Source organism: Plantactinospora sp. WMMB334, assembly GCF_049179095.1.
Classification (GTDB): Bacteria; Actinomycetota; Actinomycetes; order Mycobacteriales; family Micromonosporaceae; genus Plantactinospora.
The window spans coordinates 4,519,314-4,531,041 of the sequence record NZ_JBMHME010000002.1; the positions used below are offsets into that span (position 1 = coordinate 4,519,314).

The 11,728-nt window shown below is 71.9% G+C and carries 8 protein-coding genes; 1 reads left to right on the forward strand and 7 read right to left on the reverse strand.

Annotated elements, in window-relative coordinates; genetic code table 11:
• Nucleotides 1-321: 321 nt before the first annotated feature.
• Nucleotides 322-957, forward strand: a complete 636-nt coding sequence (locus ACN27G_RS19360; protein WP_421494191.1) for a hypothetical protein — start codon at nt 322-324, stop codon at nt 955-957.
• Nucleotides 958-1,076: 119 nt separating this feature from the next.
• Here the strand turns inward: ACN27G_RS19360 and ACN27G_RS19365 are convergent, their stop codons facing one another.
• From ACN27G_RS19365 to ACN27G_RS19395, 7 genes are all read right to left on the reverse strand, one after another.
• Nucleotides 1,077-2,459 carry an EsaB/YukD family protein gene (locus ACN27G_RS19365; protein WP_421494192.1) on the reverse strand — a complete coding sequence of 461 codons (1,383 nt, stop codon included), beginning with the start codon at nt 2,457-2,459 and terminating at the stop codon, nt 1,077-1,079.
• 4 nt (nt 2,460-2,463) lie between these two features.
• Nucleotides 2,464-2,775, reverse strand: coding sequence for a WXG100 family type VII secretion target (locus ACN27G_RS19370; protein WP_421494193.1), 312 nt, complete (start codon nt 2,773-2,775; stop codon nt 2,464-2,466).
• 50 nt (nt 2,776-2,825) lie between these two features.
• On the reverse strand, nt 2,826-3,143 hold the full coding sequence (locus tag ACN27G_RS19375; RefSeq protein WP_421494194.1) for a WXG100 family type VII secretion target: 318 nt from the start codon (nt 3,141-3,143) through the stop codon (nt 2,826-2,828).
• A 183-nt stretch (nt 3,144-3,326) separates the two neighbouring features.
• Nucleotides 3,327-7,400, reverse strand: a complete 4,074-nt coding sequence (gene eccCa / locus ACN27G_RS19380) for a type VII secretion protein EccCa (RefSeq protein ID WP_421494195.1) — start codon at nt 7,398-7,400, stop codon at nt 3,327-3,329.
• 9 nt (nt 7,401-7,409) lie between these two features.
• On the reverse strand, nt 7,410-10,157 hold the full coding sequence (locus ACN27G_RS19385) for a right-handed parallel beta-helix repeat-containing protein (RefSeq protein ID WP_421494196.1): 2,748 nt from the start codon (nt 10,155-10,157) through the stop codon (nt 7,410-7,412).
• Nucleotides 10,154-11,089: a hypothetical protein gene (locus ACN27G_RS19390; RefSeq protein ID WP_421494197.1), complete on the reverse strand. Its 936-nt coding sequence runs from the start codon at nt 11,087-11,089 to the stop codon at nt 10,154-10,156. The genes ACN27G_RS19385 and ACN27G_RS19390 overlap by 4 nt, the downstream gene beginning before the upstream one ends.
• Entirely contained in the window at nt 11,061-11,705 is a 645-nt protein-coding gene (locus ACN27G_RS19395; RefSeq protein WP_421494198.1) for a LuxR C-terminal-related transcriptional regulator, read from the reverse strand. The genes ACN27G_RS19390 and ACN27G_RS19395 overlap by 29 nt, the downstream gene beginning before the upstream one ends.
• Between the last annotated feature and the right edge of the window lie 23 nt (nt 11,706-11,728).

Consider the following 11,728-nt stretch of genomic DNA (forward strand, 5'->3'; position numbering starts at 1 on the left):
CCCGACCCGCGGGGCCCTGCCGCAGTTTTCCCCTCGTCCAGCGCATACCTGCGGATCCCGAGAGCCTGGCGATCCGTCAGGCCGACCCGGCGCATCTCGCCGCAACGTCGGGGACGACTCGCGACGTAGGCCCTGGGCCGACGCTACGGCCGCGCCCGCTCCCCGAGAAGATCCACGTTCGTCCGCCGGCCGGTCCCAGAAAAGGGACGTTGCCCGGGGGGTGGGCCCGCGCCACCGTGAACGTGCGGGATCAGCGGACCGCCGCCTGGCGATCGACACGATCCACGCGCGAGGGAAAGGTTCTACCGAAAGGAGGCGCCGATGGCGGATCCGGAAGAGATCACACCACCGCCACCGAATGTGACACCGCCGACGCTGGGCATCCAGACGACCTGGGAGAGGGATCCCGGCCCGGAGCCGAGATGGTTCTCCGGTCCGAAGATCACGGTTCAGGATCCGGTGACGACCGGTGGCGGCGGCGAGGCGCCGGAGGCCGTCCCGGACGTCAGGGCGTTCGAGGTCAGCACCGGCGACATCGAGGACCGGGTGATCGCGATGGTCAGCGAGGCCGAGGGGCAGGTGCGGGACTACAACGAATTCAAGGCCTACGTCGCCGCCCGGCAGGGCTGGATCTTCAGTGTCGGCGACGAGAGCGCGATCGGTGCGGACGGTGACCCGTACGCCAACGAGGATTCCGGCTACTTCCCGCACATGGTCAGCGGTATGCAGCAGCCGCAGCCCGCACCCGACGATCACAACGGTGAGTACTACGGCGCCTCCCGGGAGCAGGTCACCCAGATCAACACGTACATGAACAACCTGCTGATGGCGTGCGCTGACGTGATCCATCTGGTCGGCCAGTATGCGCTCGCGGTCGACAACGCCGGCCAGATCTACGCCAACGTGGACTACGCGTCGAAGTTCCCGGACCCGCCGGCGCTCACGCCGATCATGTAGCCGCGCCGGGGTCGGAGGGGCCGTCGTGGGGTGCCGGGAGACCACCCGCGACGGCTTCCCGGGTCCCGCGGCGTCGTGGCCCACGTCCGTCAGTTGCGAAGCTGTCAGTTGCGACGCTGTCAGTCGACCAGACCGCGACCCATCGCGCTGAGTTCGCTGAACACGCCGTAGACGCCCATCGCCAGCGGCGCGACCGCGAGGCCGCAGAGCATGCCGACGACGTCGACGACCGACCGGCGGCCCGCCGCGGCGGCACCGCCCAGCGACACGTCCCTGGTCGCGTCGCTGAGCGGTAGTTGGACCAGCGTGAGCAGCAGGCCGGTGCCGAGCACCAGCAGCCCGCCGGCGGGCAGTGCGATGGCGGTGACGTCCGGCCCGCCCAGCCGGCCGGCGAGCGCGCCGAGCACCGCGAAGAGCCCGACGAAGCCGCCCGCGCCGAGCGTGACGGCCTCGCTGCCGAACCCGGCCTGCTTGGTCCGGATCAGCAGCCCGGTGCTGGCCACGGCGGCCAACGTGAGCCCCCACCAGCTTCCGGAGAACGCCAGCACCGGCAGGGTGACGGCGAGCGCGAGGATCGGGCCGGCGATGACGACCGTGAGCACCCGCCGGGCGCGGACCAGCAGCACGGTCACCGCCTGCGCCATCGGCGCACCCGCCTTCGGTTTCGGCGGCCGGGACGCCCACGCCGAGATGCTGGCGGCGATCCATTTCGCGCCGGCCAGCAGGGCGACCGCCGCGACCGTGACCGCGGCCGCCGCCTCGGCGCCGGTGACCCGCAGCGTCAGGAAGAGTGGCAGCAGCAGCGTGCCGACCAGGAGCTGGAGTTCGATGGCGAACAGGATGATCTCGGGAGTGGTGGCGAGTGCCATCACGACACCGACGTGCGCGCCGACGATCAGCCCGACCCACCACAGACCGCCGTCCAGCATCGACATCAGGAGCAGACCTGCCACGGCCATGCAGAGCGCGGAGGTCAGGGACATGACCAGGCAGAGCGCCGGCGGTACCGCCGAGCGCCGCTGCCGCACGGCCCAGGAGATGCCGAGCAGCACCAGCGCCGTGCCGGTCAGGCTGATGGCCGCCGTGATGCCGGGATGGAGCCTCAGCAGCACGAGCCCGCTCGCGGCGAGCCAGGCCAGGGAGAGAGCGATGACGATGAGTCCGCGCGGCGGCTCGCGGCGGCGGTAGCCGGCAGTCTCGTCGGCGACCAGTTCCTCGATGTCCTCGATGGCCGGCTCGCCGCCCGGGTCGCCGGCGATGTCGACGAGGTAGAGCACCGCCCCGTCGACGACGCCGGCGTCGGCGAGCGAGTGCTCCAGGGCCAGCGGGCCTCCGCTGGCGGGTGCGAGGGACCAGGCGGGTGGAAAGACGTCGTGGCTGTCCTGGCCACACAGATCGGCTAGGCGGGCCGCGTACTCGCCGACGGGCGCGCCGGCCGGAAGGGCGACGTCGACCCGCTTCCGGGAGCCGACCACCGTCACCAGGCTGCGCTGGTCGGACATCTCGTCAGTGCCTCCACGTCTGGGTGTTGGCGAGCTCGGCCTCGCGGTAGTTGTCGTAGTTGACCCGGAGCGCGTGCGCGATCATGCCCAGCACGCCCTCCGGGCCGAAGAGCCCGTCCGCGGCCATGTTCCAGGCCAGGCGCTGGTCCTCGAAGTACGTGGACGCCTCGCCGGTCCAGCTGGCCGCGATCGGTGCGAGTTTGCCCTCGAGGATGGTGAGCTGCTCGATGATCGATTCAGCGGTGCCGTTGATGTACGGGCCGGCACCTTCCAGACTCTCCGGGACGACCATCCGGGTGTTGTAGATGTCGGGCATGGCGGGTTTCCTCTCGGGCCTGGGCGGCGGGTGGGTGTCGACGGACGGCGTTACAGGTAGACACCGGGGATCTCGTTGTTGACGGTGACCAGGTTCTGCGCCGCGAAGTCCTCGACGTCGACGTAGTTGTTGAAGGTGCCGCGCAGCCCGGCGCCGATGTTCAGCAGCGCGTTGTGCAGCATGGTGCCGAACACGTCGAAGTCGTGCATGACGGAGTCGAAGTTCTGGGCCGCGACGCCTTCCCACTCCTCGCGCAACGAGACGACGTACTGCCGTACCTGCGCGAGTTGCTGGTCGATCTCGGACCCGGCCGTGTCACAGTCGGTGGCGGCGGTGGAGATATACTCCGGTGTTACCTGAAATGCCACGATGTCTCCCTGGTCTAGCTTTCCCGGACGTTCTGGCTGTCCTTCATGCGGGCCTGTTCAGAGCGCTCCGGCTCGCTCCGGCGGATCGACTGCCTCCGGCGTGGGCAGCATCGCAGGCCGGCCGGGGACCGCGACAGTGACAGATTCCGGTGTCCCCGCGGCAGCGGCGGTCGGGGTGCCGGCTCATGACCCGCTCGATGCGGTCACCGCGGAGTCGGCTGTGACCAGCGGTTCCTCCTCCTCGTCCGCACCAGCGGGCCCGTCGATCGCGATCTGTACCATCCGGGTCGGGAGCCCTCGGCGTACCAGGGCCCCACGCCCGGGGATGCGCGACGCCGCCTTCTCGGTGCCGAGCAGCGCCCCCTCGCGCGGGTCGCCGGAGAGGATCAGCCCGCCGCCGCCGAGCTCCTTGACCCGGCCGTAGAGCGCGTCGCCGACCTGGGTCCGGCCGCTGCCCGAGACCCGGCGGGCGACCACGACGTGGAAGCCGATGTCGCGGGCGTGCGGGATGAACTCCACCAGGGGCTGCAGCGGCGACTGCGCCCCGCCGCCGACCAGGTCGTAGTCGTCGACGACGAGATAGATCTCCGGCCCCTCCCACCAGCTACGGGCCCGCAGCTCCTCGGCGGTGACCGTCGGTGGCGGCATCCGTTCCCGCAGTTTCTCGGCCACCTGCTGCGCGTAGGCGCGGGCGGTCTGCGCGTCCGCGGCGTACGCGCCGAGGTGGCTTGCCGGGACGATGCCGAGCAGCGACCGCCGGTAGTCGACCAGCACCACCCGCGCCTCCCAGCCGGTCTGCCGGTCGACCAGGTTGCGCAGCCAGGTCTGCAGGAACGCACTCTTACCGGCGCCCGTGTCGCCGAGGACCAGGAAGTGCGGGTCGCCCGTGACGAGGTCGAGGCTGACCGGGGCGATCTCCGGCTCGCCGATGCCGACCGGGATCGCCGTCGGCGCCGTCTCGTCCGCCAGCAGGTCGTGCCGCGAGATCCGCTGCGGCAGCATCCGTACCGGCGGTGCGGGCCGGCCGAGCCAGGCGGGGGCGACCTTCGCCAGGATGTCCTGCTGGGCCTCGCGGAGCCCTTCGTCGGTGTCCCGGCCGTCGACGCGCGGCAGCACCACCTGGCCGTAGACGCCGGGCGGGCAGAGCAGCCGGCCCGGGACGCCGGACGGCATCGCCTGCGCCATCCGGCGGTTGATGTCCGACTCGTTGTGGTCGTTGAGCCGCAGCTCCAGGCGGGTACCGATGCTCTCGCGCAGCGCCGGCCGGATCTCCATCCAGCGGTTGGTGGCGAGCACCAGGTGGACGCCGACGCCGAGGCCCCGGGAGGAGATCTCGACGAGCAGCGGATCCAGGTTCTCGATCTCGGTACGCAGCGCGCCCCAGTTGTCGACGACGAGGAAGACGTCGGCGGCACGCAGCCCGTCCGGCAACCGCCCCGAGTCACGTCGCGCCCGGAACTCGTCGACCGAGCCGATGCCGAGCTCCCGGAAGAGCTTCTCCCGGCCGGCGATGAGCGACCGGGTGTCGGCGAGCATCCGACCGATCATCTCGTGGTCCATCCGGCCGGCCACGCCGCCGACGTGCGGGGTCGCCGCGAACGGATGCAGCGTCTCGCCACCGAAGTCGATGCAGTAGAACTGCGCCTCGGCCGGGGTGTGGGTGAGGATCGTCGAGAGCATCAGGCTGCGCAGCAGGGTGCTGCGGCCGGAGCGGGGGGCGCCGACGATGGCGAGACTGCCGTGCGGCCCGCCGAACTCGATCAGCAGCGGCTCCTGTGCCTGCTGCGACGGCAGGTCCACCACCCCGATCGGGACGCGCAACTGACCCGCCACCGGCCACATGTTCGCCGACAGGCCGCGTCCGGACTCGACGGCGACCTGCCCGAGCAGCGAATCCAGCGGTACGGCGCGCGGCAGCGGCGGCAACCACACCTGCCGTGCGGGCGTACCACGGTTGCTGAGCCGCTCGACGATGACGCTCAGTTCGGTGGGCCCGTCCGCGGCGTCGACCTGCTTCTCCTCGGCCTCCGCCGCGGAGAGGTCTGCCTTGCCGAGCCCGCGCAGGTCGTATGTCGTGATCGAGGTGGGAGTCTCCGGTACGCGCTCCTCCGGGGCGACGAACGGTGCGGAGACGTGTGCCACCCGGAACCGCCGGTAGATCGACTCGTCGACCTTCAGGTACGCCGAACCCGGCACCGGTGGCAGCCGGTACGCGTCACTCGTGCCGATGACGGTACGGCTCTCCTGGGCGCTGAAGGTACGCAGGCAGATCCGGTACGACAGGTGCGAGTCGAGCCCGCGCAGCCGGCCCTCCTCCAGCCGCTGGGTGGAGAAGAGCAGGTGCATGCCGAGACTCCGGCCGACCCGTCCGATCTGCACGAAGAGGTCGACGAACTCGGGGTGCGCGGAGAGCAGCTCGGCGAACTCGTCGATGATGATGAGCAGATACGGCATCGGCTCCAGCGGGTCGCCGTGTGGGCCGGGTTCGCCGAGCGCGCGCTTGCGGTGGTAGTCCCGGATCGAGTCGACGTTGCCGGCGGCCCGCAGCAGCTGCTGCCGGTGGTGCTGCTCGCCGACGAGCGCCGACCGTACCCGGTCGATCAGCGCCGCGTCGTCGGCCAGGTTTGTGATCATGCCTGCCACGTGCGGCAGCTCGGCGAGGGGGGCGAACGTCGCGCCACCCTTGAAGTCGACGACGACGAGACTGAGCAGTTCCGGCGAATGGGTCACGGTGAGCCCGGCGACCAGCGTCCGCAGCAGCTCGCTCTTGCCGGAGCCGGTCGCGCCGACGATGAGGCCGTGCGGCCCGGAACCGCCCTGCGCGGACTCCTTGATGTCCAGCACGACGGTATGACCGTCGCCGTCCGTGCCGATCGGCACCTTCAGCAGCCGGTCGGGACGCATGCCGTCCCAGAGCGAGCTGAGCGTGCCGTCGACGCCGCGCCCGCCCAGCAGCGTCTCCAGCAGCGACACCGTCCGGGCGAGCACCTGCTCCTGCTCGTCGGTGAGCATGAGCGGGGTGAGCGCGCGGGCGATGAGCTCCGCCATCGCCGGACCGAGCAGGTCCGCCGACGGGTGGTCGGCGGAGGTCCCGCCGGCACCGGTACGCCCGGTGATGCGCAACCCACCGTCGTCGGCGGTGGCCACCCGCAGATCGACCCGGCCCGGCTCGTCGGCCTCCCGCTGACCGAGGAAGACCAGCGTGATGCCGAGCTGTGGCCCGGCGGCCTCGAGCAGCGACCGCAGCAGCGGCGAGCGCCCCCACTCCGACACCGGGTCGAAGGCGGTGAAGAGCACGACGAGGCGCTGCTGCTGCGGCGCCGCGCCGCGGTCGAAACTCGCCTGGACCCGCCGCGCCGCGAGCCGTTCGGCGCGCCGGCGCAGCTCCCGCTCCAGAAAGTCGGCCAGTCCGCCGGGTTGGGTGGTGATCAGCGGAAGCGTCCTCGACCCGCGCCGCGACTCGGGTTCGAAGGTGTGCGGCAGCCACTTGGCCCATTCCCAGGCCGCCTCGTCCGGCGCGTCGATCGCCACCAGCACGTCGTCCGGGGCGTGCATGACCGCGAGCTGGCAGAGCATCGCCCGGGCCACGGCCGCCGCCTGGTCCGGCGCGCCGACGAAACTGATCACGCCCGCCGTACCGAGGTCGATGGTGACCGGCTGCCGGCCGACCTTGCCCAGCGCGTCGACGAGCCGGCGGGCCGCCCGCATGGACTCCCAGTCGTAGTCGGCGAGCGGGTCCAGCCGGGTACCGATCTGCAGCGGCGTGGCGAGTTCGGCATCACCCAGGCCGATCCGGACATGCAGGAAGTCGGGGTCGGACTGCCGGCGCTCCCACACCCGGCGGCCGTTGTTGGCGATGGCCAGCAGCCGGTCCGGCTCCGGATGCGCCCACGCCCCCAACATGCGCTGGGTCGAGGCGACCTGCCGGGCGCTGGTGCGCACGTCCATCAGCAGCGCGCGGTAGCGGGCGCGCTGGCGCAGCAGCGACCGGCGCTCGTTGTGCTTGTTCTGGATCCGGAACGCGATCGTGGCCGCGAACGAGACCACCGCGAAGATGATGGCGAGCGCGATCAGCATGGGCCGGCCGTACGACACCATGTAGGCCGCGATGCCGAGACTGCTCAGCAGCGGCAGCAGGAGGCTGAGCAGGGCGGCGTTGCTCGGCTTCAGCTCCGGTGGAGCCGGCAGCACCACCTTGTCGGCGGGGGCCGGCGGCGGGAGGAACCGGGCCGGACGGTGGAACGAGATGCGGGACACCAGATGCTCCTAATGCGCGCCGGCCAGGTCCGGCAGGTCCTGGGGTTCGAGCGCGGTCAGCTGCGCGGTGGTCGGCGCGGCCAGATCGGCGATCCGCGCGGCGTGCCGCTCGGTCATCCGCTGGAACACGCTGCGGGCGAAGCGGCCGTTACCGAACCCCTCCCCCCGATCCGCGACGTCGATGTGGCGGCGCAGCCCTTCGACCGCCTCGACAGTGAGGTGGTAGTCGTGGTCGGTGGCCAGATGCTGCACGATCCGCACCAACTCGTCGGTGGTGTAGTCGTCGAAGGTGAGCGTGCGGGAGAACCGTGACGCCAGTCCGGGGTTGGTGTTGACGAACCGGCTCATCTCATACGGGTATCCGGCGACGATGACGACGACCTCCTCGCGGTGGTCCTCCATCAGCTTCACGAGCGTGGCGATGGCCTCGTGACCGAAGTCCATGCTGTTGCCGTCGGGCACCAGGGCGTACGCCTCGTCGATGAAGAGCACCCCCTGCAACGCCCGCCGGAACGCGGCCTGCGTCTTCGGCGCGGTGTGCCCGACGTACTCGCCGACCAGCGCGGAGCGGTCCGTCTCCACCAGGTGGCCGCTGCCGAGCATGCCGAGGGCCCGCAGGATGCGCCCGTAGAGCCGGGCGACCGTGGTCTTGCCCGTGCCGGGGTTTCCGGCGAACACCAGGTGGCGGGAGAGCGGCGGTGGGCTCAGTCCCGCCTCGCGCCGCCGCTGCACCATCTGCACCAGCTTCACGAGCGAGCCGACGTCCTGCTTGACCTTCTCCAGCCCGACCAGCCGGTCGAGCTGCGCCAGCAGGTCCGGCAGCTCCTGGGCGGCGGCCGGGTCCGGCTTCGCCGCCGGCACGTCAGCCGGGGCTCCGCCGGCCGGGGCGTACCCGGCGACCGCCCGCCGTACCCGCGGGTTGCCCCCGTCGGCCGGCATGGTGGCGGTGCCGACGGTCGCGCTGGTGCACTCCTCGAAGGTCGGCGCCGCGCCGTCGACGAGCGTCAGGTCCTCGTCGACGTCGTGGACGTGGCACCGGCGCAGCACCGGCGCCGCCCCGGCCCCGACGTGCAGCGCCGGGTAGCCGGTGGCGGAGATGTCGACATCCTCGACGGTCCCCCGGGCGTCGTCGCCCAGATACACCCCGTTCTTCTTGCAGTTCGTCACCACACAGCCCCGGATCGACGGATCCGCGCCGGCCCACACCACGACCCCGGTCCCGCCGCAGCGCTCGATCTCGCAACCGTCGACGAGCGGCGCGGCGCCACTGTCGACGAAGACGCCCGCGCCACCGCATGCGGTGATCGTGGTGTGCCGTACCGTCGGGGCGCTCTCCTTCGCCATCTCGACGCCGGTCTGCCCGATGTCCCTGATCACGCAGTGCTCCACCAGCGCGCGGTGCGGGGTGTCCAGGCGTACCCCGACCTCGTTCTCGGCGACCGTGACATGGCGCAGGTGGACGTCGCCGGTGTCCTCCACCGTCACGCCGCGTTGCCGGGCACGCTCGATCCGGCCGCCGTCGACCCGGGCCATCGCGCCACCGGTCACCCGGACACCACACTCCGGTGTGTCGGTGATCGCGCAGCCCGCGAGCCCGGCGACCGCCGCACCACCGAGATGGACAGCGGTGTACGCCGTCTGCCGCACGGTCGTGTCGCGCAGCACCGAGCGGGACTTCTCCGCCAGGTAGATGCCGTTGGCCCCGGTCTCCGCGACCATACAACCGTCGATGCGGGCCTGCACGCTGCCGAGCAGCGCGACACCGGTGCTGCGGGTCCGGGCCACCTGGGTGCCGGTCATCGCCAGGCGCACCTCGCCGGTCGCGATCACGCCGGCGTCGGTGACCGTGTCGATCCGGCAGTCCCGCAGATCGGCGTGTGCGGCACCGGCGAGGCGGATGGCGGTTCCGCCGGTCCTGTCGAACGCGCAGCGCTCCAGGCGGAGACCGCCGGACTCGTCCGCACCGGGCTGCGGCGCCTGCACCGCCGGCCGAACCGGCAGCGGGTCCGGCCACCAGGTGGTGGCGAACGGTGCGCTGCCCTCCGCCCGCACCGCGTCGCCGTCGTTGTCGAAGAACTGGCTGTCCCGCGCCACCGCCGACGCGTCACCCTCGACGAGCAGCGCCGCGGTGGCACTGTGCGACAGCTCGACCCGGTCCAGAGTGGCAGAGGCATTGTCGCGCAGGTGCAGGCCCGCGGCGCTCACGTCGCGCACCGCCACGCCGGAAAGCTCCGCGCTGGCACCTCCGCGGAGCACGACGCCGGCACCGTCCACCTCGTGGACCATGCCGCCCACGAGCCGGGCGCGCGCCGAGTCCGCCACGTCGACCCCGGCGCCGGAGCTTCCGCCGACGGTGCAGTCGCGCAGGGTGACGGTCGCCCGGCCGATGACCTCCAGGTAGCCGCCCCGGACCTCGCAGTTGTCGAGCGACAGGGCGCCGGAGGCGACGGTCACCGCCGGCCGGCTGCGCTTCGCGGCCGTCAGATGCAGACCCTGCACGGTCGGGGCGCCGCCCCGGACCACGAGCGCCGGTCCCTCGGCGGCGGCGATCTCCACCCGGCCGCCGGTCTCGGCGACGATCCGCACGGTCCGCTCGACGACCACACTCTCCCCGTAGCGGCCGGGAGCCACCGACACGACAGCGCCGTCCCCCGCGGCCCGGATCGCCGACCCGATGGTCCGGTGCCGGCCCCAGCCCTTCGCACCGACCCGCTCGATGCGGGCCGGGACGGTTCCGGCGCCCCCGTGCGCCGTCACTTGTCCGCCAGCCCGCACGTGATCCGCACCTGGGAGACGATCAACCGCTCGCGGCCGTCCTCGGGCGCACCGCGGGTGCTCAGGCGTACGGTGAACTTGCCGTTCGTGACCGGAAACGCGCCGGCCTCCAGCCAGGCCCCGGACTTCGCGGCCTGGTTCAGTTGAAACGTGCCGTGGGACGCGCCGTCACGGCCGGCGGTAACCGTGAAGTGGGCCTTGGCCGCCGGCAGGATCCCCTTGTCGGTGATCTTCGGGGCGTACACCGCCACCGCACACCGGTCGACCCCGGTGCCTGGAAGGAACGCCCAGACCAGCGACTGCGACGCGTCGTCGAAGTTCGGATCCCCGGTCATCGGCACCGCGGTGAACGACCCCCGGCAGCCGTTTCCCGACCAGGCACCGCTGCGCAGCGTTACCCACTGCGGAGTACGGCCCCGGGCCTCGAAGGTGTGGTCCTCCGCGCTGCGGCATTCCCAGCCGGTCACCGCGACGTACGAGGACGGCCCGGACGGCTTCGCCTGCGCGGAGCCGGCCGGCTTCCGCCCGCTGGTGAAGAGTCCCATCACCAGCCCGAAGAGCAGCGCAACGATGGCCGCCGTGGAGGCCACGAGCAGGGCGGTGTGTGGCCGGGCGACCGGGCGGTCCGGGCTGGGTCGAGCGCGCGCCTGCTCAACGAACGCGCGGACGAACTCCAGGCGTTCCGCATGCGGTGACCCGGGTGGGCCGTCCGGACGCCCGGCGGGCGACGGCCACACCGTCGGCACGTCGATGCCGCCCACGCCGTCCCGCCGCGCATCGCCGGGCCGGTCACCTTCCGGTCGCGTGTCGCCGGGCCGGTCACCCTCGGGCCGTACGTCGTCCCGCCGCACCTCGTCCCGCCGCACCTCGTCCCGCCGCACGTCGTCACGCCGCCGGGAACCTGCGGCCGTCACTGGACATATGGCCGAGTTCGATTGCCATCCGGGTCAGTTCGGCCTTGTTGCCGGCGTTCAGCTTCGCCCGGATCCGCTTCGCGTACGTGTTCACCGTCGCCTCGGTGAGCCCCATCCGACCGGCGATCTGGGCGTGCGTCAGGCCGCGGGCGATCCAGCGCAGCGTCTCCACCTCGCGGGGAGCCAGTCCGGCCGCATCGACGTTGACGTTGCGCACCAGGTCGGCCTGGAACCGGTCGGCAAGTTCCGGACAGACGTAGAAGCCACCCTGGCCGACGGTGACCAGTGCGGCAACGATGATCTGCCCGTCCGAGTGGCTGGCGACGTAGCCGCGGACGCCGGCACGCAACACCGCGCCGAAGGTGAGCGGCCGGTCCCACGACGAGCTGACGACGACTGGCCCGCGTCCCGCCAGCGTCTCGATGGCGGACAGCGCCGGGCCGCCGGGCCGCAGCGAGACGTCGAGAATGGCGACGTCGAACGCCACGTCCGCACGATCCAGATCCTCCACACACCGCACCGACGTGGCGACGGAGAGCCCCGAGGTCTCGGAGACGAACTTCTCCAGGCCGGCACGTTTCACCGGATGATCATCGATGATCGCGATGCTGAGCATCTGCTCCTCCTGGTCAGGGCCGA

What these genes read in the sequence shown, in the direction of transcription:
- ACN27G_RS19395 (WP_421494198.1), bottom strand. Translation starts at nt 11,705, where the DNA reads ATGCTCAGCATCGCGATCATCGATGATCATCCGGTGAAACGTGCCGGC.
- ACN27G_RS19360 (WP_421494191.1), top strand. Translation starts at nt 322, where the DNA reads ATGGCGGATCCGGAAGAGATCACACCACCGCCACCGAATGTGACACCG.
- ACN27G_RS19370 (WP_421494193.1), bottom strand. Translation starts at nt 2,775, where the DNA reads ATGCCCGACATCTACAACACCCGGATGGTCGTCCCGGAGAGTCTGGAA.
- ACN27G_RS19365 (WP_421494192.1), bottom strand. Translation starts at nt 2,459, where the DNA reads ATGTCCGACCAGCGCAGCCTGGTGACGGTGGTCGGCTCCCGGAAGCGG.